Origin of the sequence: Candidatus Didemnitutus sp., assembly GCA_019634575.1 — a bacterium.
Taxonomy (GTDB): Bacteria; Verrucomicrobiota; Verrucomicrobiia; order Opitutales; family Opitutaceae; genus Didemnitutus.
Map to the genome: position 1 here is coordinate 3179097 of JAHCAY010000001.1, position 20372 is coordinate 3199468.

At 66.6% G+C, this 20372-nt stretch carries 23 protein-coding genes; 10 read left to right on the plus strand and 13 right to left on the minus strand.

The window, feature by feature from the left end; translation table 11 throughout:
* Window positions 1-149 precede the first annotated feature (149 nt).
* From KF715_13310 to KF715_13320, 3 genes are read right to left on the minus strand one after another with little or no spacing between them, the layout of a single operon-like run.
* Window positions 150-725: a nuclear transport factor 2 family protein gene (locus KF715_13310; protein ID MBX3737669.1), complete on the minus strand. Its 576-nt coding sequence runs from the start codon at window positions 723-725 to the stop codon at window positions 150-152.
* A complete protein-coding gene (gene yciA / locus KF715_13315; GenBank protein ID MBX3737670.1) occupies window positions 722-1120 on the minus strand; it encodes an acyl-CoA thioester hydrolase YciA in 399 nt (132 codons plus the stop codon). Before yciA ends, KF715_13310 begins: the two co-directional genes overlap by 4 nt.
* A 42-nt stretch (window positions 1121-1162) precedes the next feature.
* On the minus strand, window positions 1163-2068 hold the full coding sequence (locus tag KF715_13320; GenBank protein ID MBX3737671.1) for a hypothetical protein: 906 nt from the start codon (window positions 2066-2068) through the stop codon (window positions 1163-1165).
* A 37-nt stretch (window positions 2069-2105) separates the two neighbouring features.
* On the opposite strand from KF715_13320, the gene deoC reads away from it, so the two are divergent.
* From deoC to KF715_13350, 6 genes are all read left to right on the plus strand, one after another.
* Window positions 2106-3044, plus strand: coding sequence for a deoxyribose-phosphate aldolase (gene deoC / locus KF715_13325; GenBank protein ID MBX3737672.1), 939 nt, complete (start codon window positions 2106-2108; stop codon window positions 3042-3044).
* A gap of 103 nt (window positions 3045-3147) precedes the next feature.
* Window positions 3148-4659, plus strand: a complete 1512-nt coding sequence (locus tag KF715_13330; protein ID MBX3737673.1) for an aldehyde dehydrogenase family protein — start codon at window positions 3148-3150, stop codon at window positions 4657-4659.
* 26 nt (window positions 4660-4685) lie between these two features.
* Complete coding sequence (locus KF715_13335) at window positions 4686-5078, plus strand: GxxExxY protein (protein MBX3737674.1); 393 nt, start codon at window positions 4686-4688, stop codon at window positions 5076-5078.
* Between the two features lie 27 nt (window positions 5079-5105).
* Entirely contained in the window at window positions 5106-5381 is a 276-nt protein-coding gene (locus KF715_13340) for a zinc ribbon domain-containing protein (protein ID MBX3737675.1), read from the plus strand.
* Window positions 5382-5396: 15 nt separating this feature from the next.
* The gene (locus KF715_13345) at window positions 5397-6758 is read left to right on the plus strand and encodes a POT family MFS transporter (GenBank protein MBX3737676.1); all 1362 of its coding nucleotides are present in this window, start codon (window positions 5397-5399) and stop codon (window positions 6756-6758) included.
* Window positions 6759-6877: 119 nt separating this feature from the next.
* Window positions 6878-7744: an aldehyde dehydrogenase family protein gene (locus KF715_13350; GenBank protein ID MBX3737677.1), complete on the plus strand. Its 867-nt coding sequence runs from the start codon at window positions 6878-6880 to the stop codon at window positions 7742-7744.
* Between the two features lie 153 nt (window positions 7745-7897).
* Here the strand turns inward: KF715_13350 and KF715_13355 are convergent, their stop codons facing one another.
* From KF715_13355 to KF715_13365, 3 genes are read right to left on the minus strand one after another with little or no spacing between them, the layout of a single operon-like run.
* Complete coding sequence (locus KF715_13355) at window positions 7898-8806, minus strand: hypothetical protein (GenBank protein MBX3737678.1); 909 nt, start codon at window positions 8804-8806, stop codon at window positions 7898-7900.
* 40 nt (window positions 8807-8846) lie between these two features.
* Window positions 8847-9617: a hypothetical protein gene (locus KF715_13360; protein MBX3737679.1), complete on the minus strand. Its 771-nt coding sequence runs from the start codon at window positions 9615-9617 to the stop codon at window positions 8847-8849.
* Between the two features lie 6 nt (window positions 9618-9623).
* The gene (locus tag KF715_13365; GenBank protein ID MBX3737680.1) at window positions 9624-10742 is read right to left on the minus strand and encodes a hypothetical protein; all 1119 of its coding nucleotides are present in this window, start codon (window positions 10740-10742) and stop codon (window positions 9624-9626) included.
* Between the two features lie 173 nt (window positions 10743-10915).
* Between KF715_13365 and KF715_13370 the strand changes: the two genes are divergently transcribed.
* On the plus strand, window positions 10916-11335 hold the full coding sequence (locus tag KF715_13370) for a hypothetical protein (protein ID MBX3737681.1): 420 nt from the start codon (window positions 10916-10918) through the stop codon (window positions 11333-11335).
* Here KF715_13370 and KF715_13375 read toward each other — a convergent pair.
* Window positions 11319-11537 carry a hypothetical protein gene (locus KF715_13375; GenBank protein ID MBX3737682.1) on the minus strand — a complete coding sequence of 73 codons (219 nt, stop codon included), beginning with the start codon at window positions 11535-11537 and terminating at the stop codon, window positions 11319-11321. The genes KF715_13370 and KF715_13375 overlap by 17 nt on opposite strands.
* A 253-nt stretch (window positions 11538-11790) precedes the next feature.
* Here KF715_13375 and KF715_13380 point away from each other — a divergent pair, with 253 nt between their 5' ends.
* Window positions 11791-13479 (plus strand): ABC transporter substrate-binding protein, encoded by a 1689-nt coding sequence (locus KF715_13380; protein ID MBX3737683.1) that lies wholly within the window; start codon window positions 11791-11793, stop codon window positions 13477-13479.
* Here the strand turns inward: KF715_13380 and KF715_13385 are convergent, their stop codons facing one another.
* The 4 genes from KF715_13385 to KF715_13400 are packed head-to-tail and all read right to left on the minus strand — an operon-like array spanning window position 13480 to window position 15755.
* Window positions 13480-13809: a TfoX/Sxy family DNA transformation protein gene (locus KF715_13385; GenBank protein ID MBX3737684.1), complete on the minus strand. Its 330-nt coding sequence runs from the start codon at window positions 13807-13809 to the stop codon at window positions 13480-13482.
* A gap of 2 nt (window positions 13810-13811) precedes the next feature.
* The gene (locus KF715_13390) at window positions 13812-14303 is read right to left on the minus strand and encodes a VOC family protein (protein MBX3737685.1); all 492 of its coding nucleotides are present in this window, start codon (window positions 14301-14303) and stop codon (window positions 13812-13814) included.
* Window positions 14300-15316, minus strand: a complete 1017-nt coding sequence (locus KF715_13395) for an NAD(P)-dependent alcohol dehydrogenase (GenBank protein MBX3737686.1) — start codon at window positions 15314-15316, stop codon at window positions 14300-14302. Before KF715_13395 ends, KF715_13390 begins: the two co-directional genes overlap by 4 nt.
* Before the next feature lie 19 nt (window positions 15317-15335).
* Entirely contained in the window at window positions 15336-15755 is a 420-nt protein-coding gene (locus tag KF715_13400; protein ID MBX3737687.1) for a cupin domain-containing protein, read from the minus strand.
* A 72-nt stretch (window positions 15756-15827) separates the two neighbouring features.
* Here KF715_13400 and KF715_13405 point away from each other — a divergent pair, with 72 nt between their 5' ends.
* On the plus strand, window positions 15828-16730 hold the full coding sequence (locus tag KF715_13405; protein ID MBX3737688.1) for a LysR family transcriptional regulator: 903 nt from the start codon (window positions 15828-15830) through the stop codon (window positions 16728-16730).
* 6 nt (window positions 16731-16736) lie between these two features.
* Here the strand turns inward: KF715_13405 and KF715_13410 are convergent, their stop codons facing one another.
* Window positions 16737-17225, minus strand: coding sequence for a YdeI/OmpD-associated family protein (locus tag KF715_13410; GenBank protein MBX3737689.1), 489 nt, complete (start codon window positions 17223-17225; stop codon window positions 16737-16739).
* A gap of 25 nt (window positions 17226-17250) precedes the next feature.
* A complete protein-coding gene (locus KF715_13415) occupies window positions 17251-18243 on the minus strand; it encodes a ribokinase (GenBank protein ID MBX3737690.1) in 993 nt (330 codons plus the stop codon).
* A 270-nt stretch (window positions 18244-18513) separates the two neighbouring features.
* Between KF715_13415 and KF715_13420 the strand changes: the two genes are divergently transcribed.
* Entirely contained in the window at window positions 18514-20370 is a 1857-nt protein-coding gene (locus KF715_13420; protein MBX3737691.1) for a histidine kinase, read from the plus strand.
* Window positions 20371-20372 lie beyond the last annotated feature (2 nt).

Consider the following 20372-nt stretch of genomic DNA (forward strand, 5'->3'; position numbering starts at 1 on the left):
CATCGGCGCCGGGTTGGGGCCGGCGGGAAGTGGCGATCCGAAACCTGGGTTTCCACCGTAGGCTGCGTGCTGGCACGCGCCCGTTGCTTTCGGAAGCGCGACCAAGGTCGCTACCTACCGCTGCGGCAATGCGCGTCTTTGGATAACGACTAGTGGCCGGGAGCGGTCGCGGCGTTGGTCGACTGGTAAGACACGAGCTGCCAGCGATCGTTGAGCATCGCGTAGATGGCCGTGACGAGAAGGGTGAGTTTCACGGTTTTCCCGTCCGGTCCGGTGACTTCGATTTGCGTGGTGCCCTGCAAGACGGCCGCGTCGCCGTAGAGGCGGACCTGCGGAGCGGCGGCGTAGCGCAGGGCGGCGTATTTGAACTGGCCGGATTTCAGCGCGGCGAGAAATTGGGGCTTCGTTTGCGCGACGCCGTTCGCGTGCACGTAGAGGCAGTCGGCGGCGAGCATGTCGTCGAGCGCGGCGGTGTCGGCGGCGAGCATGGCGTAGACGCGCGTCTCGTCGGCGCGCAGCACGGCGGCCTTCAGGACGTCGGCCAGCGTCGTGCGCTGCGCGTGGATGTCGACCGCGCCGGAAAGGAAAACGAGCAGCGCGAGCAGGAGCTGTAGCAACGGCGTGTGACCGCCGAACGGGTAACTCAGCCTCTCCGAGGGCGGGGTCTCCCGCGTCCGGAGGTCGCGGGCTACCTTGCGGGACAGGGAGACGTGCGCGGCGTTCATTCGCGGTGGACCGGGTGCGGCCGGCCTTGATCGTTGATGGCGACGTAGGTGAAGACGCCTTCGGTGACTTGGAGCAGCTTGCCGTCGCGGCCGCGTTGCACCCACGCCTCGATGTGGATCCGCATCGAGGTGCGGCCGACGCGGACGAGATGCGCGTGACAGTTCACGATGTCGCCCACGTAGACGGGATTGTGGAACACCATGCCGTCGACGGCGACGGTCGTGACGCGGCTGCGCGAGATGTTTTTCGCGACGATGGCGGCGCCGAGGTCCATTTGCGACATGAGCCAGCCGCCGAAGATGTCGCCGTTGGCGTTGGTGTCGGCCGGCATCGCGATGGTGCGGATGACGAGTTCCCCTTGGGGCTCGGTGCGTTCGGGGGCGGGCGATTCCATGGCGGCGGAGGTTGGCGGGATTGCGCGGCGACGCCACTTCAATCACCGCCGGTCGTAGCGCAGGAGCGTCATCGTTTCTTCGGAAGCGACGAAGATCGCGCGACCGTCGGCGCTGAAGCATGCCGCCTCGGCTTGCGGCAGATCGTGCGGAGGGAGCACGACGGGTGTTTTGGCCAGGGCGGCGGCCCACGACTCGTCGGCTGAGCGGGGGAACAGCAGGGTGTCGCCGTAGGTGAGCACGACGGCGGCCGAGCCGTCCGGGGCGAAGTCCATCGCGCACGGCTCGCCGCGATAGCGCCCGGTCGGAGTCTTGAGGAGACGCTGGAAAAAATCCGGCTGCGGCAAGTGCGGGACGGAGCCGACGCGGCGGGCGACGACGGTTTCGCGGCTCGGCGCGAGCGGCAAGCGATAGAGCCGCGGCACGTCCTCGCGTTTCGAGAGCAGGTAGATCGCGCCTTCCCGGGCGTCGACGGCGAGCGATTCGCAGTCGCGTGCGAGGTCTTCGTAGACGACGCGCAGCGTGTAGGCGGGCGCCACTTCGGTTTCGCGGCCGGGAGCGAGCGCGCTTGCGGCGGGTTCCTCGATAAAATGCAGCAGGATGAACGGCCGGCGCCCTGAGTTGTCGCCGATGTCACCGGCGACGAGCCACGCCTTGCCGTCGCGTTCGAACGACGCGACGCCCTTCACGCGCACTTGGCCGCGCAGGTCGCCGGTGTCGGATGCGACGGCGTAGAGCACGGGCTCGCCGCCGCTGTCGTTGTGGGTCCAGAGGAGGCCCGGAGTGCGGCGCGAGGCGGCGAGGCCGCTCGTTTCGCGGTTGCGCGGCTCGGCCAGTGCGCCCGCCACGACGGGAGGGGCGAATGACGGGACGGGCGCGGCATTTCCGGCGACGGTCAGGGCGTGGACGATGGCGAGTAAAATCGCCGTCGCGCCGTATGACTTTGCCATTGTTTTCAGAGGGGAACCGCCGGATAGTCCGCGCATCATGTCACTCTCTGGGAATGCGGCGTTCCGGCGTCTGTTCAATGAAATCGGCACGGTGGATCAGGTGGGAATCGAGGAGCGCGTGGCCAAATACGGCACACGCAGCATCAAGAAGGCCTCGAAAGTCAAAGGGCTCAAGCTCGCGGCTTCGATGGTCGACCTGACCACGCTCGAGGGCAAAGACACGCCGGGCAAAGTCGCCTCGCTCTGCCAGAAAGCGCTGCATCCGCACGAGGGTCTCGATTGCCCGCAGGTCGCCGCGGTGTGCGTCTATCCGTCGATGGTGAAACACGCCCGCCGCGCGCTGGGCGAAGACACCGCGGTGCGCATCGCGTCGGTCGCGACCGCCTTTCCCAGCGGCCAGGCGCCGCTCAAGACCCGGCTCGCCGAGGTGCGTGCCGCCGTCGAGGACGGCGCGGACGAGATCGACATGGTGATCAATCGCGGCGCGTTTCTCGCGGGCGATTTCGGCCTGGTGCAGGACGAGATCGCTGCCGTCGTCGAAGCCTGCGGCGAAGCGACGCTCAAGGTCATCCTCGAAGTCAGCGAACTCGAAACCTACGACAACATCCGCGCGGCGTCCTTCATCGCCATGCGCGCGATCCGGCCGGGCGACTTCATCAAGACCAGCACCGGCAAGACCTCGCTCAACGCCACGCTCGGCAATAATCAGGTGATGATCGAGGCCATCCGCGACTACTACCTCGACACCGGCATCCCGATCGCGATGAAGCCCGCCGGCGGCATTCGCACCGCGAAGCAAGCGCTGACCTTCCTCATCGCGGTGAAGGAGACGCTCGGCGACGAGTGGCTCAACAACACGCGTTACCGCTTCGGCGCGTCGTCGCTCCTGAACGATCTGCTGCGCCAGCTCGAGAAGGAAAAGACCGGTGCCTACCAAGCCCCTTACTACTTCAGCGAAGCCTCCGAGTCTTACTGAGTTTTTTGAACCACGAATGGACACGAATGAACACGAATAGGAATCCGGCCGCGCTGCGTGATTCGTGTCCATTCGTGGTTAACCCCTTTCTGCCTTTTCGCCCATGCCCACTCTGACTGAGAAAAAATCCGCCCGCCCGACCAAGCGTTCCCTCGGCCGCCCCGCCGCCGAGCTGATCTTCGGCGACCTCTGGGAATTCGATCCGTCGCCCGAGACCGCCGACCCGAAGCTCAAGTCGCGTTACGAGCTCTTCATCGGCGGCGAGTTCGTCGCGCCGGCTTCCGGCAAGTATTTCGATTCCGTCAATCCGTCCAACGAGACGAAGATCGCCGAGTTCGCGCTCGGTGGCGCGGCCGACGTCGAGGCCGCGTTCGCCGCCGCGCAGAAGGCGCAGCCCGCCTGGGCGAAGCTGCCCGGCAAGGAGCGTGCGAAATACATCTACCGCATCGCGCGCCTGCTGCAGGACCGCGCCCGCGAGTTTGCCGTCGCCGAGACGATGGACAACGGCAAGCCGATCAAGGAAACGCGCGACTTCGACGTGCCGATGGCCGCCGCGCACTTCTTCTATCACGCCGGCTGGGCCGATAAGCTCGAATACGTCGCGCCTGGCCGTCGCGTCGAGCCGCTCGGCATCGTGGGGCAGGTCATTCCGTGGAATTTCCCGCTGTTGATGATGGCCTGGAAACTCGCGCCTGCGCTGGCGGTGGGCAACTGCGCCGTCATCAAGCCCGCGACCAACACGCCGCTCTGCGCGATCAAGCTCGCGGAAATCATCCAGGACGCCGGACTGCCTCCGGGCGTCGTCAACATCATCACCGGCCCCGGCTCGACCGGCGGCGCGATCATGGCGCACCCTCTCGCGGCGAAGATCGCTTTCACGGGCTCTACCGAAGTCGGCAAGGTCATCATGCGCTCCGTCGCCGGCACCGAGAAGCGCATGACGATGGAGCTCGGCGGCAAGGCGGCGAACATCGTCTTCGACGACGCGCCGCTCGACCAAGCCGTCGAAGGCATCGTCAACGGCATCTTCTTCAACCAAGGCCAAGTGTGCTGCGCCGGCTCGCGCTTGCTCGTGCACGAACCGGTCGCCGACGAAGTCGTGGCGAAATTGAAGAACCGCTTGCGCGTGCTCCGCGTCGGCGATCCGCTCGACAAGAACACCGACGTCGGCGCCATCGTCTCGCGCGACCAGCTCGAGACCGTGCAAAGCTACCTCGACGCGGGCACGAAGGAAGGCGCCACGATGTGGCAGCCATCGTGCCGTCTGCCGAAGAAGGGTTTTTATCTGCCGCCGACCATCTTCACCAACGTGACGATGAGCCACCGCATCGCGCGCGAGGAAATCTTCGGACCGGTGCTCTCGATCATCACGTTCCGCACCGTCGAGGAGGCGATCGAGAAGGCGAACAACACCGCCTACGGTCTCAGCGCCGGCGTGTGGACCGACAAGGGTTCGCGCATTCTCAAGATGTCCACCGAGCTGAAAGCCGGCGTCGTCTGGGCGAACACGTTCAACAAGTTCGACCCGACCTCGCCCTTCGGCGGCTACAAGGAATCCGGCTTCGGCCGCGAAGGCGGCCGCCAAGGCCTGCTCGATTACTGCAAGCTCGTCTGACGGCTCCCAGCAGTTTGGAACCACGAATGGACACGAATGGACACGAATCCGAACCGATCCTGCACAAGGAATTGGTGTATTCGGTCGTGGGCTGTGCGATGGAGGTGCTCAACGGACTCGGGCACGGTCTGCACGAGAAACCTTACGAGAACGCGCTGGTCGTCGAGTTCGGCCTGAAAGGGCTCCCGCTCGAACAACAGCGCAGGTTTCCGATTCACTACAAGTCGGTGCAGGTTAGTGAATATGTGCCGGACCTGCTTGTCGCCTCCAATCTCGTGGTGGACGCGAAGGTGATCGACCGCATCACGGACGTCGAGCGAGGTCAGATGTTGAATTATCTTCGCATCACCAAGCTCCGCGTCGGCGTCATTCTCAATTTCAAACTCCCGAAGCTCGAATGGGAGCGCGTAGTCCTCTGACCCATTCGTGTTCATTCGTGTCCATTCGTGGTTAAAAACTCCTTCCAGTCTCCTTCCGAGTGTCCCGTCTGCGGCGCGGCCGTGCCGCGCGGTGCGCGCGCCTGCCCGGAGTGTGGCGCGGACGAGCGCTCGGGCTGGAACGAGGACGACGCGCGCTACGACGGCCTCGATCTGCCGGACGAGGCGTTTGACGACGGCCGCTCACCCAAGCCGGCCGCGCGCCGGAACGCGAACGTCGTTTGGTCCGTCGTCGCCAGCCTCGTCATCCTCGCCGTGATCCTCGCCTTCGTCTTCCGCCGCTGATTTCCCCTGTTCCCCATGGCTGAATCGTTCCGCACCACCCCGATCAAGACCGACAAGATGCCGCCGGGCATCCCGTTCATCGTCGCCAACGAGGCGGCGGAGCGCTTCTGCTTCTACGGGCTGCGCGCCGTGCTCGTCATCTACATGACGCAGTATCTGCGCAACCGCGCCGGCGCGGTCGCGCCGATGAACGAGAACGAGGCGAACGGCTGGTATCACCTCTTCCTCGCCTCGAACTACTTCTTCCCGATGATGGGCGCGTTCCTCGCGGATGTCTGGTGGGGCAAGTATCGCACGGTCTTCTGGATCTCGCTCGTCTACTGCCTCGGTTGCGTGTTCCTCGCCGCTGACGACACGCGCCTCGGCCTCTTCATGGGCCTCGGCCTGATCGCGCTCGGCGCTGGCGGCATCAAGCCCTGCGTGGCGTCGAACGTTGGCGACCAGTTCGGCAAGGATAACCAGCACCTCGTCTCACGCGCGTTCGGCTGGTTCTACTTCGCGGTGAACTTCGGCTCGTTCTTCTCGATCTCGCTCACGCCAAAGCTGCTTAAATGGTATGGCCCCGGTGTCGCCTTCGGGCTGCCGGCGGTGCTGATGTTCGTTGCGACATTCATCTTCTGGTCCGGCCGTTACAAGTTCGCTCATCTGCCACCGAAAGGAAAAGCGTTTATCGCCGAGACCTTCAACCGCGAGAGCCTTACCGCGCTCGGTCGGCTTGCGATTCTCTTCGTGTTCGTGGCGGTGTTCTGGTCGCTCTGGGATCAAAGCGGCGGCGAATGGGTGCTGCAGGCGGAGAAGATGCAACGGCACGTGAATCTCTTCGGCTGGGAGTTCGAACTCGAGTCGTCCCAGATGCAGGCAGTCAACGCCATCATGATCCTGGCGCTGATTCCGGCGTTCCAATACGCGTTCTACCCCGCGATCAACGCCGTCTGGAAACTCACGCCGCTGCGCAAGATCGGCCTCGGCATCTTCACCATCGGCATTTCCTTCCTCATCAGCGCGTGGATCGAGGCGCGCCTCACCGCTGGCGTGAAGGTCAACGTCATGTGGCAATTGCCCGCGTATCTCGTGCTCTCGGCGGGCGAGGTGATGACCTCGATCACCTGCCTCGAATTCGCCTACACGCAGGCGCCGCGCCACCTGAAGGCCGTCGTCAACGCGCTCTATCTGCTTTCGATCTCGGCGGGCAACCTCTTCACCGCCGCGGTGCAGTTCTTCATCGCGAACCCCGACGGCACCTCGAAGCTCCACGGCGCCGCCTACTACAACTTCTTCGCCGCCTTCGCGGTGATTGCCTCGATCGTCTTCGCCGTCATCGCGCTCCGCTACAAGGAGGTCAGCTACCTCCAGGACGACGCGCCCGCCCAAGCCTGAGTAAACCAACCACGAATGAACACGAATAGACACGAATCGCTGCGCCGCGTCCGATGCCTCGGCCATTCATTCGTGTCCATTGGTGTCCATTCGTGGTTCAACTTTTTCCTCTTTTCGCCATGACCCGTCTGCCCGTCACCAAAACGCCCAAGTGCTACGTCGGAGGAGCGTTCATTCGCTCCGAGAGTTCGCGCGTGTTCCCGATCAAGGACGCCGCCGGCAACTTCTTCGCCAACATCCCGCAGTGCACGCGCAAGGACCTGCGCAATGCCGTCGAGGCCGCCGCCAAGGCCGGTCCCGGCTGGGCCAAGCGCACGGCCTACAACCGCGGCCAGATCATCTACCGCATGGCGGAGATGCTCGAGGCGCGCCAAGCCGACATGGCCGATGCGCTCGCGGTCGGTGGCACCTCCAAGGCGGCCGCGGCCAAGGAAATCGTCGCGACGATTGATCGCCTCATCCACTACGCCGGCTGGACCGACAAATACGAGTCGCTGCTCGGCAGCGTGAATCCCGTCGCCGCACCTTACTTCAATTTCACCGTGACCGATCCGATGGGCATCGTCGGTGTGATCGCGCCCGATGAAGCGCCGTTGCTCGCGCTGGTGTCGCTCATCGCGCCGATCATCACGAGCGGCAACACGGTCGTCGCGCTCGCGTCGTCCACGCAGCCGTATCCGAGCATCGTGCTCGGCGAGATGCTCGCGACGAGCGACCTGCCCGGCGGCGTCGTGAATCTGCTCACCGGTTTCCGCAAGGAGATCGTGCCGACGATGGCCACGCACGCGCACCTGCGCGCGCTGGCCGGCGTGGCCAATGCCGAGGAGCGCAAGGCGCTCAAGCTCGGCGCCGCCGAGAGCGTGAAGCGCGTGAAGCTTCACGCCGCCGAGGACAAGACCGATTGGTTCTCCGACCGCGCGCAGAGCCTCTACGAGATCCGCGACTTCGTGGAGTTCAAGACGACCTGGCACCCGGTCGGGGCCTGAGTCTGGAGCAAGCGGGCGCACGCGTTTTCGGAGGCGCCAAACTTGAAGGTGGTCGCCGCTGTCCCCAGCGGCGACTTGCACGCGAGCTCGCCGCGGAAAGGCGTCGGTAGGGACACCGACGCCCACCGCGGGCCCCTGCGGCGTGAGGGAAAATCAACCGTAGGTCAGCACGTAGGGTGCGGTGCCGATCGTGAAGCTCAGCACGAGCGAGGCCTTAGGCTGGAGTTTGGCCTTCGAGGTCGTCGTCCAGCCGGTGCCGTCGCCCCAGACTTGGTTCACCGTCGCCGCGCCGTTGGGCAGGTAGGTGACGAAGTAGGGGAAGTGCTCGAGCGTGGTCGCGACGACGGCTTGCAGGTTCTGGTTGAGCGGGAGTTTTTCCGCGACCGGGTGCGACGGGTAGGTCGAGGGATCGTCCCACGCGTGGTCGAGGAACACGGTCTTGTAGGCGGTGTTCGTCTTGATGAAGAACCACTCGCCGCCGAACTGGAAGAATGCGAAGCGCGTCCAGCCGTTGGCCCACGTCCATGCGCCGAGCGCCTGCGGGGCGAGCGGTTTGTCGGAGGCGGGTCCGAGCTGATAGGTGAAGACGTTGTTGGCCTTGCCGACATTGGTGTTGTAGCCGAGCAGATACGGCGTGCCACGGTAGAGATACGGCTGCACGAGCGTGAGGCCGGGCTGCGCGGGCAGGCCTTTCGTGACGATGCCGGAGATTTTGCCCACGGCGTTGATGGTGAAGAAACCGAAGTTGCCGGTGCTCGCGGTGTAGGCGACGAGCGCCGGGCCATTGTTGATCGTGAACGGTTGCACGATGTCCCAGCCGGGCCCGAGCGTGGCGCTGCCGGCGGCTTTCACGGCGAGTTTGCCGAGCGCGCCGGGTTTCACGGTGTAGAAATCAACGGCGCCGCTGGTGGCGTTGTAGCCGAGCAGGCAGGTCTGCGGGCCGACGGCGGTGGAGACGACTTGGGTGTAGCCGGCGGCGAGGCCGGTCTTGCTGCCGTTGACAGCGGCCCACGCGCGACTGAGGCGGGCGGGGCGGGATTTGAGAGCGTAGATGGTGGACATGGTGGATGTGGAGTTGGGGTGAGTTGCGTGGCGCGGGCGGTCAGGTGTTGGCCGGTTTCACGCGCTTGAATTGGATGTTGAGGAACTGGTTTCCGGTCAGCGTGAGGCCGGGCCAGGTTTGATCGAGCGAGGCGCCCATGGTCGTGGGCGCTGCGGGTTGCCAGAGGTAGTTTTTCAAACCGGCGGGCAGCGAGGCGGTGGGCGAGGGGCCCGGTGTGGCGCTGGACCAATGCTCCCACCACGCGACGTAGCCGGCGCCAGTGCACAGGAACGCACCGTCGAGACCGGCGGGCGGCGCGGCGGCGACGCCCTGCGCCCACGTCGCGAGCGCGGTGAGGAACGCGGGGTTGTTCGAGCCGGAGGCGAAGCCCGCGACGAGGTGCCGCGCGCTGCCGTGCATCCAGTCGATCGACTGCGGCAACAAGAACACGGGCGTCTCGAGCGCGAGCGTGCCGGTGAACGGTTGCGCGTAGCCGGCCGAGCTGGCGCCGGGGCTGAGGTCATACACGCCCTTGTGAGTGAGCGTGTAGGCGCGGCCGCCGACGGTGCCGGTGTTGTTGTCGTAGGCGGCCGGGCTGGCCCAGCAGAGCAGCGCGGTTTCCCAGGGCACGCCGGCGGGCAGGCCGGTTTGCGCGGGGACGCCGGGCAAGTAGGCCCAGAGACCGAGCGGTGGCTGCAGCAGGGCGCAGCCGGGGATGAAGGTGCCGCCGAGCAGTTCGAGGAACGAGGTGAGGTTGAGCGTGCTCAACGGATAACCTCGCCACACGCGGACATTGCCCGGCGCCACGACGTGGGACGTGGCGGTGCTCATGGCGCGTCAGCTTTTGAAGCCGCAGATGATGCTCCAGGTCGCGAGGCCGCTCATCACGGTCGTCCAGTAGCCGTATTTCGAATAATAGTATTCGGCGCACTTGCTCTGGAGGTCGTGGTTGAGCGAGCCGTTGATCGTGGGATCGGAGAGGTTGCGCACGCAGGCCCAGAGCGGCGGCGACTTCATCTCGGAGCACACGAGGCCGAGCACCGCGTCGTCCATCTCGACGGCCATGCCGAGCTTCGAGAGGTCGTTCACGGTTGTGCCGAACTCGAAGAAGTCCGTCGTGAGGATCGGATGGAACTTGGGAATCTGGCCGACGACGGGATACTTGCCGCCGTCGTAGTAAATCGTGGGCGCGGTGGGCTGCTTCGAGAGCGTGCAGACGGGCGAGGGTGGGGTTTCGCCGCCGAGTTTGCCGACGAAGAGCTTCATCAGTTGCATCGCCTCGGCGTTGTGCGCCTGCGGGACGGTCCAGTCGCTGTGGTAGGTTTTCCCGTTGAACGGGGCGTTCTTGTAGTGCTGCTCGCACATGAAGTGCGCGGCGCGGCTGACGGAGACGTCGCCGAGGCACATGTCGTTGTAGACGCCGCCGCTCGTGCCGGTGGTGAGGAAGAGCTTCGGCTTCGCCTCGGAGATCATCTGGGCGAGCATGTCCTTGATCGGGAGCGAATATTGGCCGTTCGGCAGGAGGATGCCGTCGGTGTGCATGTGGAGCTCGGTCTTGTAGACGAGCACTCGTTTGCCGCCGATGATCGAGAGGTAATAGCTGCCGAGGCGCTTGCTCTCGTGCGACGGGGCGTTGGGGCCGATCTGCGGGAGGTATTTCGTCTCGAAGAAACGCGCGTAGGGATACCAGTTGTAGCGGTCGACGCCCGGTGTGAGCACGTCGGCCATCGCGTTGCTTTCGGCGGAGGTGTCCATCATCGCGATGATGTCGACCTGCGGGAGGGGATCGTCGGGCTTCGGGGCGGGCGAGATCGCCTGGGGTTTGGGCGCGAGGCCGGTGGGGAACGGGATGTTGAGCGATTCCGAGCCGGCTTTGGCTTTGCCGGGAGCGACGAGGCGTTTGAGCGCGAACTCGTGACGGTGTGCGAATTCCTGCGGGGATTTGGTGGACTGCATGGGCGTCGATTTTTTCGCCGGGGTGACCGGTTTGTCTCCGCGTGTCGTCGAGAGACGTTGACGCTGGCCCGCGCGCGGACCGTCGGGAGGGCGAAACAGCGAGGCAAGCAGTATTCCTCCTCCCCGCCCACGTGGGGTTTGACGCCGCCATGCGGCCTCACGACGCTCGCGGGATGAGCGAGCTAACGAACGGCGCGTCGCGGATGCCGCCGCTGAAGGTCTGGTGGATCATCTGGGGCGCGATCCTGGTGAGCCTCGGCGCGATCTGGTGGAGCGTCGGGTTCCTGAAGCTGCCCGCCGCCGCGGCGCACAAGAACCCGTTTTACGACCTGGTCAGTTTGGTGCCGCTGTTCGTGAGCATCGTCGTGCGCTGGCTCGTGCTGCCGCGCTACACCGACGGCGCGCGGGCGTTCGTTGTTTTCGTCGCCGGCATCGCGTTGGCGGAGGTCGCGGGCATCCTCGGGATTTTTCTCGGTGGACCGTATCGCGACGACCTCTTCCTGCTCGGCGCGCTCGGCATCGCGCAATTCGTGCCGCTCTATACGAAGCGCCTGCAGGAGCCGAAGCCCGAGGGTTTCATCCCGAACAACTGACGCCCGCCGCGCCGCCGCAGACCTTTGTCGGCGCGAAGGTCACGGGCGGGATCGTCATGTGGTCGACGGGCGTCGCGCCGAGGTGGCGGGCGAGTTTGTCGAGCCAGCTCTCGCGGAAGACGGGGCGGTGGCCGGCGGTCGTCGCCGTCGGATCGAGTCGCAGCGTGGCGGTGATGTCGGATTCGTGGTCGGTCAGTTTCATGTTGTCCGCACCGTAGGTCAGTCGCTGCGCAAATCCAGTGGACGCCGCGCAATCGGCCGCTGTTGCGCGCGGCGATGTGGTCGCGTGTGCCGTTTGGGCGGGACGCCCGGCACAGTGCGTTTGCGCTGATACGAGACTTGCCAACGCCGAAAGGAGTCGGTCTGGTGACTAGGTGTTTCACCCTAGCAGAACACTGGTCGCCTTTTTCGCGCTTTGCGGCGTCGCCGCCGTGGCGAGCGGAGCGCCGGAGCCGGTGACGTTGCAACTGAAGTGGAAACACCAGTTCCAGTTCGCCGGTTACTACGCCGCGATCGCCCAGGGCTACTACCGCGACGCCGGGCTCGAGGTCCAGTTGCGCGAAGCCGAACCGGGCCGCGATCCGGTCGAGAGCGTGTTGCACGGCGAGGCCGATTTCGGCGTGGGCACATCGGAGCTGTTGCTGCTGCGCGGACAGGGCAAACCGGTCGTCGTGCTCGCGGCGATTTTCCAGCACTCGCCGCTGACGCTGCTCACGCGGCGCACCGAGCGCGTGAACGATCTGCAGGCGCTGCACGACCAGCCGATCATGATCGAGCCGCAGTCGGCCGAGCTCTTCGCCTACTTCCGCAACGAGGGCGTCGATCCCGCCAAACTGCACATCGTGCACCACACTTTCGAAGTGCGCGATCTGATCGACGGCCGCGTGGCTGCGATGTCCGCCTACGCGAGCGACGAGCCGTTCCTGCTGCGGCAGGCGGGCGTCGACTACCTCGCCTTCACGCCGCGCGCCGGCGGCATCGATTTCTACGGCGATAACCTTTTCACCACCGAGCGGCAGGTCCGCGAACACCCGGACCGCGTGCGCCGTTTCCGCGAGGCCAGCCTGCGCGGCTGGGATTATGCGCTCGCGCACCCCGACGAGATCGTGGCCCTCATCCTCCAGCACTACAGCCAGCGCAAGAGCCGCGAACACCTCCAATTCGAGGCGGCGCAAACCGCCCAACTCATGCATCCCGGCCTGATCGAAGTCGGCCACATGAACCCCGGCCGCTGGCGCCACATGGCGGACACCTACGCCGAATTCGGCATGCTGCCGCGCGATTTCGCGCTCGGCGCGTTCCTCTACGATCCCAACCCGAAACCCGACCTGCGCTGGGTTTATTGGACGCTCGGCGGCGCCGCGGCGTTGCTGGTCGCCGCCCTCGGCTGGGTGCTGCCCTTGATGCGGCTCAACCGCCGGCTGCGCGCCGCCGATGACTCGAAGACGCGCTTCCTCGCCTTCCTCGCTCACGAAATCCGCACGCCGCTCAACGGCATGGCGGGCGTCGTCGACCTGATGAAATCCGAGCCGCTCAGCGCAGCGCAACGCGAGCTGCTCGAGCTCCAGGAACGCTCCGCGCAAAACCTCCTGCGCCTCGTCGACAGCGTGCTCGACTACTCGCGCCTCGATGCCGGCAAGATGACCGTCGAGCGCGCGCCGGTCGAGCTCCGCACCTTCGCCGCCGACGTCTGCGAACTCTTCCGCACCGTTGCCCAAGCCCGCAAAGTCAACCTCCGCTGCGAAATCGCGCCCGACGTGCCGGCCTGCGTGCAGACCGACGGCGTGAAGCTGCGCCAGATCCTCGCCAACCTGCTCTCGAACGCCGTGAAATTCACGATCGTCGGCAATGTCACGCTCGCCATCGCGCGCGTCGGCACGACGCCGGACGGCGCGCTGCGTTTGCGGTTCAGCGTCACAGATACCGGGCCGGGCATCGCGCCCGACGCGCTGGCGCGGCTCTTTCAGCCGTTCGAGCAGGCCGACGCGACCGTCGTGCGCCGGCACGGAGGCAGCGGCCTCGGGTTGAACATCTCGCGCTCGCTGGCCCAACTGCTCGGCGGCGATATCCGCGTGGAGAGCCAGCCCGGCGTCGGCTCGACTTTCATGGTCGAGATCGTGGCCGCCGAGGTCGCCTACGCCTGATCAACGGCGGCGCTGCACTTCTGCGCGCATGCGCGCGAACTCGGTGCGCAGCCACTGCTTCGTCTCGGCGGACAACGCATTCCAGTGCGTGCCGCTCAATCCGCCTTCCACGGCGTAGGCCATGAGCACATTGACCGGGCGGCCGCTCTCGAGGAGGCGGCGGCACACGCCGATGGGACCGAGCTTCACGATCTGTGCGCGCGTGTGGATGCCGGCGGCGTCGAGCCACGCCGCGGTCTTGGGGCCGAGATTGAGCAGCGCGGCGACCTCGCCGGCGCGCCCACGCGGCGCCCGTTCGCGATCGATCAGGATTGGCTTCGGACGCGGCATGGTCAGACGGTGAGCTCGATGCGGTTGCCGTCGGGATCGAGCACGACACTTTCGTAGTAGCCGTCGCCGGTGCGGCGCGGCGCCGCGACCACGGCGATGCCCGCGGCGCGGAATCGTTCGGTCGTCTCATCGACCGCGCGCTCGCTGCCGAGCGAGAGCGCGAAATGCGCGAGCCCGAGTGCCTCGCGGCCGCCGTTTTCCGGGCGCGCCGCGATGTCGGGACGCTGCATCAACTCCAGCCGCGCTCCGCCGGCGAAGCTCAGGAAATACGAACGGAAATCCGTGCGCGGATTGTGGTAGGCGGCACCGGCCCGCGCGCCGCAATGCGTTTCGTAGAAACGCCGCGCGCGTTCCAAGTCGTCGGTCCACAAAGCGAGGTGCTCGATGCGCATTTCCCGTTGCAGATTGTCGACCGCGAGAGCGGAGGCAAGCGCCGCGCCGGTCGACGCGGGCGGCGTCGGACCGGGCGCGCCAACCCGAGCCGCGTATCTCACGGTGCGCCGCGGACGACGATCTTGCCGAAATGCTCGCCGCGACCCAGGCGGGCGAATGCGGCCGGTAACTCGGCGAACTCGAACACGCGATCGACGACGGGGCGGATGCGGTCACGCTCGAGCGCGCGGTTGAGCGCCTCGAAATCCGCGCGCGAACCGACGCGCAGGCCGTGGACCGTCGTGAGATTGCCAATGAGATCGAGCACGTTGACCGGCAGATCGTGTCCGCTGAGGAATCCGACGATCGCGATCCGGCCGCCGAGCGCGACCGAGCGCAGCGCCTCCGGAAAACTCGCCGGCCCGCCGACCTCGAGCACGAGCGCCGCGCCGCGTCCGCCGGTGATCGCGCGCACCCGTCTCGACCAATCCGGCACGGTCCGGTAGTTGATCGTTGCCTCAGCGCCGAGCGCGGTGGCGCGGGCGAGTTTGTCGTCGCTGCTGGAGGTGATGATCGCGCGGAAACCGGCGGCGTGGGCGAGTTGCAGGCCGAACAGCGAAACGCCGCCGGTGCCTTCGAACACGACCCAGTCGCCCGGGCGGAGATCGCGCCGTCCGAACAGCGCGTTCCACGCGGTGACCCCCGCGATGGGCAGCGTGGCGGCTTCCTCGAACGAGAGGTGGGCGGGCAGACGCACGATGCCGTCGGCGGGAAGCGCGGAGCATTCGGCGGCGAGTCCCGGTGCGAGGTGGCTCGCGAGGCTGCGCCGGAGGTTTTCCGGCGTCGCGGCACCGGCGAGCCAGCTCTGGATGTAGTGGCCGGCGACGCGGTCGCCGATTTTCCAGTTCGTGACGTCCGCGCCGACCGCGACGATTTCACCGGCGCCGTCGGACAGCGGCACGTAGGGAAACGGCAGGTTGGGCAGGTAGCTGCCCTGCACGAGCACGAGGTCGCGATAATTGACGGAGAACGCGCGCCAGCGCACGAGGACGTCGTGCGGGCCGGGTTGAGGTGCGGGTTGATCGACGAGCGTGAGCGCGTCGACGCCGAAGCGGGGGAGTTGCCAGGTTTTCATGGGACCGGATGGGCGCGGTTCACTGCAGGAGCAGTCGGATCAACTCGTGTTGATCCGGGGCGAGCAGGTAACACGCGGTGAGGATGGCCGGGCGGTCGCCGATGTTGTCGAAGTGGAGCACGCGCGCGTTGGCGGGTTCGTGGACGGCGTCGCCGGCGCGCAGGATTTGGCGCGGGCCGCCTTCCAGTTGGAAGAGGATCTCGCCCTCCATCACGACACCGATCACGGGACACGGATGCAGGTGCAGGCCCGTGGGGGAGTGCGGTTGCAGGGTGACGCGTTTGATCGCGATGCTGGCCACCGAACGCGCGGGATCGATGACCGCGTTCAGCAAGTCTTGGCGGGTCACGGCCGGAGTGGCGGCGACGGCGAGGGAGTGGAGCGCGGCGAAGCCGAGCAGTGGGAGCAGGCGCGAGCGGAGGAGGGCGGTGGGTTTCATGAGGGGACCACTTTACGCGCCGCGATCGCGACCGGCTAATGCCTCCTTTTTGGGCTCGTATGCCTTGGGGTAATGAGGCCCTTTTCGGGCATGGAATTGCGGCACCTGCGATATTTCGTGGCGGTGGCGGAGATATTGAATTTTTCCCGCGCCGCGATCCGCATGCAGGTCACGCAGCCCGCGCTCAGCCGGCAAATCCGTGACCTCGAACACGAGCTCGGCTGCACGCTGCTGCGGCGCGGAGCGAACGCCCGCACCGAGCTGACGCCCGAGGGCCGCCAGTTTCTGGCCGGGGCCCGCGAAGTGCTGGCGGCCGCGGAGCGGATCGTCGCGGAGGCGCGGAGCTCCCGCGCGCGACTGCGGCTCGGCCACTACGGCGCCATTTGGCTCGATTACTTCGCCGCCGGCCTGCAGCGCTTCGCGCGCCGGCATCCGCGCGTCGTGTTGCAACCGGTGGAGCTGACGCCCGGCGCGCTGCCCGCGGCGCTGCGGCGCGGCGAGGTGGAGGTGGCGCTGCTCGGGCAGACCGACGCGACGCTGCGCCGGGAATTCGCGACGACGCTGGCGGCCAGCATGCCGGCGCAGGTCATCCTCCCGGCCGGACATCCGCTGGCGAAACGCCGCCGGCTGCCGCTGCAGGAGTTGCGGGGCGCGAATTGGGTGACGTGGGACGAGGCGGAATTCCCCGGCCGCAAGCGGCTGCTGGTCGAGGCCTGTCGCGCGGCGGGTTTCCGGCCGCGCGTCACGCACCACACCGACAGTCTCGCGTCGATGCTGGTGCGCGTGTCCACGTGTGGCGAGGTCGGCCATTCCGTGCCGATGGCGGCGCGCTCGCGTCCACCGGGAGTCGTGTTCGCCGACACGGAGCCCGCCGGCGCGATGGTCTTCGAGATGCACGTGGGCTGGCTGAAGAACGCGCCGCGTGCGGCGTTGATCGCCGATCTCGTGGAGGAGCTGGCTCGCGTCCGACCGTGAGCGCGATCAGCTGCCGCTGAGGCGGCCGGTTTCGGCGAGGCGCTCGAGGAAGATCCAGCTGCGTTTCGCCTGCACCTCGGCGCTTTTCGCCTGGAAAATGTAGCGCACCACCTGGCGGCGTTGCGCGACGCTGTGCGCGAGCCAGCGCTGTTCCAGCTCGGGGCGCGCTTGGAACGTCTTGCGCATTTCCTCCGGCAGGTCGGGTTCGCGCGAGGCGGTGTCGGGCTCAAGGGTGAATTCGATCGTGTCGCCGGCGTCGACTTCGGCGGCGCGGAGCAGCTCGACCTTGAAGGCGAGTTTCAGTTTGCCGGGCTTGCCGGGCAGCAGCGTCACGCGGTCGATGTCGTCGTTGAAGCGCAGCACGGCGTTCCAGCCTTGGCCGCCGCCCTTGATCTCGGCGGGCGGTAACTCGAGTTCGGCGATGATGCGTTTCGGCAGATCGACCCAACGCACGAGTGAAACGCGATAGAGTTTGGCGCGGAATTCCTGGCGCATGGCGGCAGTGCGCGGCGCGGTCCGTTCAGCGCACGGCGTGCGCGCGCTCGCGGAGGAAGCGCGCGATCTCGCGCGTGTTGGGCATCGCCTCGGCGGTGCCGGGCTGCATGACGGCGAGCGCGGCGACGGCGTTGGCGAAGTGGGCGGCTTCGACGACGTTCTTCTTGAACTTCACCAACCCGGCCGCGAAGCCGCCGACGAACGCGTCGCCCGCGCCGGTGGAATCGATGACTTCGACCGGGTGCGCGTTCATGCGGAGATAGGCGTCGGGTTGGGAAACGAAGCAGCCGCGCGCGCCGAGGGTGAGGATGACGATGGGCACCTGGAGGCAGCGGCAGAGCCGGTGCAAGGCATCGGCCTTTAGCGCGTGCAGGGCGGTCTCGGTGAATTCTCCGACCTCGCGGTAGGCGGCGGTGCGCAGCAGCGCGGCGCAGGCGGAGTGCTGGCGCACGAGCGTGATGAACTCGGACTCGTTCGGGATCAGCACCTCGACGTGGCGCAGCAGCGCGAGATCGAAATCCGGCCGCATCGGCGCGGGATTCAGGACGGTGACGGCGCCGTTCTTGCGGCCGTGCCGCAGCACGTGGGAGACGGTCGTGTAGTCGGATTCGCCCTGGCAGACGACGACGTGCGCCAAGGCGAGCGGAGCCAGCGGGACGTCGTGCTTGTGCAGCGCCATGTTGGCGCCCGGCGCGATGACGATCTGGTTCTGACCGGCTTCGTCGATCGTGATGGAGGCGGTGCCGGTGGCGTATTTGTGTTTCTCGATGAAGTTCGTGCGCAGGCCGACCGACGCGGCGAATTTCTTCGCACTGCTGCCGAACGTGTCGCGGCCGATCGCGCCGATGAAAAGCGTCGGTGCGCCGGCGCGGGTGGCGGCCACCGCCTGATTGAAACCCTTGCCGCCCGGGCCGGTGCGAAAATCGCCGACCAACGTCTCGCCGGGCCGGGGGAACCGCCGCGCATAGAAGGCCAAATCCTGCATGAAACTGCCGACGATGACGACGCGGGATGACACGAAGGCCGAGCCTAGACGGGCGCGCGCGGCGAATGCACTTAAAATATCCGGAGGCGCGGAAATCGGGCCGGGGTTGATGGTTTTTTCGTAATTGGCGCGGGAGTTTTCCGCGGAGTGCCGCTCGACGCCGCACCGCGACCGTCCGTCCAAAGACACGCCCCGGGCGCGCGCGGGGCGCGTAGGTTGCGGGTGATGTCGACTCCCTCCGCTGTTCTCGCGCGTGTGCCCGGTCTTGCGCCGGCGACTCCCGCCGTGGTTCGCTCGTCCGCGATGAACCGCGCCCCAGTCGACGCCGCCGCCAAGCTCGAACGCGCCAAGCGCCGCCTCTACGTCGCCGCGCAGATCGGAGGGTGGGGCGCGTTCCTGCTGTTCCAGTTCGGCGTGGCGACGACCTTCGGGGATCCTTCGAAGGCGACGCGCGACGCCACCACGGAAAGCGCGATCTATTGGATGATCGCGCTGATGGGCCTGGTGCTGACGCATTACGCCCGGCGTTTCATGGAATCGTGGGGTTGGAAGAACATGAACTGGCGGGCGCTCACCCCGCGCGTGATTGGGATGGCTGCGGTGCTGGCGTTCCTCTGGTGCGCGGTCGGCTACGGCTATTCCTATGGCATCGTGGGCCTGGCGTGGCCGTCGAAGTTCAACCCGGTCGCCGTCTTCTTCTTCAGCTGGATCAACAGCCTCGTGGTGATGTTCGGCTGGTTGAGCGCGTATTTTTTCTACCACATCTTCGAGCGCCTGCAGCGCATGCAGGTCGAGCAGCTGCGCCTCGCGGCGAGCGCCAAGGAAGCCGAGTTGCGCGCGCTGAAATCGCAGGTGAATCCGCACTTCCTCTTCAACTCGCTCAACAGCCTGCGCGCGTTGATCGACGAGGACGCGCCGCGCGCCCGCGAGTCCGTCACGCGGCTGGCCAACATGCTCCGCTATTCGCTCCAGTCGGGCCAGCTGGAGACCGTGCCGTTCGAGGACGAGGTGCGCATCGTCGAGGATTACCTCGCGCTCGAGCAGATCCGGCACGAGTCGCGGCTCCGCGTCCGGTGGGACATCGCTGACGACGTGCGCGCCTGCGGCGTGCCGCCGATGCTGCTCCAGACGCTGGCGGAGAACGCGGTCAAATACGGCATCTCCGCGCGCCGCGGTGGCGGCGAGCTCGTCATCTCGGCTCAGTTGGTGGAGAAGGAACTCGTCATCCGCGTCACCAATCCCGGCGATCTGTCCCAGCCCGCCAGCAGCGCCGCGGCGAAGGCCGGCTCGTCCACGGGCGTGGGTCTGCGCAACGCCTCCGAACGCCTCCGAACGGCTCAAACTCCTCTTCGGCGACCGCGCCCGTCTGTCGCTCACGGCCGAGCCGGCCGGCTTCGTCACGGCCGAAGTGCGCATCCCCTGCCTGGCCCGCCCATGAAAGCCCTGCTCATCGATGACGAGCGCCTCGCGCGCAACGAACTGCGCCGCCTCCTCGCTGCGCACAAGGACATCGAGATCGTCGGCGAAGCGGTCGATGTCGAGGATGCGCTCGACAAGATCTCGGCGTTGAAACCGGACCTGATCTTCCTCGATGTGCAGATGCCGGGAGCGGACGGTTTCAGCCTGCTCGAGCAGCTCGAGACGACGTTGCCGGCCGTGATCTTCACGACCGCCTACGACGAGTTCGCCGTGAAGGCCTTCGAGTTCAACGCGCTCGATTACCTGCTCAAGCCCGTCGATCCGAACCGCCTCGGCGCCGCGCTGGAGAAGCTGCGCCTGCGCGCCGCGAGCGGTTCCCCGGCCGAGGCCGCCGGCCGCACGCGACTCTCGCTCGAGGACAAGGTCTTCGTCCGCGAAGGCGACCAGTGCTGGTTCGTGCCGGTGAAGAACATCCGCCTGCTCGAGTCGGAGGGGAACTACACCCGCGTGCATTTCGACGACAACAAGCCGCAGCTCTTCCGCTCGCTCACCGCGATGGAGGAGCGGCTCGACGCGAAGCACTTCTTCCGCGCCAACCGCAAGCAGGTCATCAATCTCGCTTGGGTCGACGGCATCGAACCGTGGTTCAGCGGCGGCCTGCTCGTGCGCCTGAAAGGCGGCCTGAAGGTCGAACTCTCGCGCCGACAGGCGCAGGATTTTCGCGAGCGGATGAGCCTGTGATT

Coding starts and splice junctions, on each gene's coding strand:
- KF715_13310 (MBX3737669.1), bottom strand. CDS start 725: ATGAACGCCGCGCACGTCTCCCTGTCCCGCAAGGTAGCCCGCGACCTC.
- yciA (MBX3737670.1), bottom strand. CDS start 1,120: ATGGAATCGCCCGCCCCCGAACGCACCGAGCCCCAAGGGGAACTCGTC.
- KF715_13320 (MBX3737671.1), bottom strand. CDS start 2,068: ATGGCAAAGTCATACGGCGCGACGGCGATTTTACTCGCCATCGTCCAC.
- deoC (MBX3737672.1), top strand. CDS start 2,106: ATGTCACTCTCTGGGAATGCGGCGTTCCGGCGTCTGTTCAATGAAATC.
- KF715_13330 (MBX3737673.1), top strand. CDS start 3,148: ATGCCCACTCTGACTGAGAAAAAATCCGCCCGCCCGACCAAGCGTTCC.
- KF715_13335 (MBX3737674.1), top strand. CDS start 4,686: ATGGACACGAATGGACACGAATCCGAACCGATCCTGCACAAGGAATTG.
- KF715_13345 (MBX3737676.1), top strand. CDS start 5,397: ATGGCTGAATCGTTCCGCACCACCCCGATCAAGACCGACAAGATGCCG.
- KF715_13350 (MBX3737677.1), top strand. CDS start 6,878: ATGACCCGTCTGCCCGTCACCAAAACGCCCAAGTGCTACGTCGGAGGA.
- KF715_13355 (MBX3737678.1), bottom strand. CDS start 8,806: ATGTCCACCATCTACGCTCTCAAATCCCGCCCCGCCCGCCTCAGTCGC.
- KF715_13360 (MBX3737679.1), bottom strand. CDS start 9,617: ATGAGCACCGCCACGTCCCACGTCGTGGCGCCGGGCAATGTCCGCGTG.
- KF715_13365 (MBX3737680.1), bottom strand. CDS start 10,742: ATGCAGTCCACCAAATCCCCGCAGGAATTCGCACACCGTCACGAGTTC.
- KF715_13370 (MBX3737681.1), top strand. CDS start 10,916: ATGAGCGAGCTAACGAACGGCGCGTCGCGGATGCCGCCGCTGAAGGTC.
- KF715_13375 (MBX3737682.1), bottom strand. CDS start 11,537: ATGAAACTGACCGACCACGAATCCGACATCACCGCCACGCTGCGACTC.
- KF715_13385 (MBX3737684.1), bottom strand. CDS start 13,809: ATGCCGCGTCCGAAGCCAATCCTGATCGATCGCGAACGGGCGCCGCGT.
- KF715_13395 (MBX3737686.1), bottom strand. CDS start 15,316: ATGAAAACCTGGCAACTCCCCCGCTTCGGCGTCGACGCGCTCACGCTC.
- KF715_13400 (MBX3737687.1), bottom strand. CDS start 15,755: ATGAAACCCACCGCCCTCCTCCGCTCGCGCCTGCTCCCACTGCTCGGC.
- KF715_13405 (MBX3737688.1), top strand. CDS start 15,828: ATGAGGCCCTTTTCGGGCATGGAATTGCGGCACCTGCGATATTTCGTG.
- KF715_13410 (MBX3737689.1), bottom strand. CDS start 17,225: ATGCGCCAGGAATTCCGCGCCAAACTCTATCGCGTTTCACTCGTGCGT.
- KF715_13420 (MBX3737691.1), top strand. CDS start 18,514: ATGAACCGCGCCCCAGTCGACGCCGCCGCCAAGCTCGAACGCGCCAAG.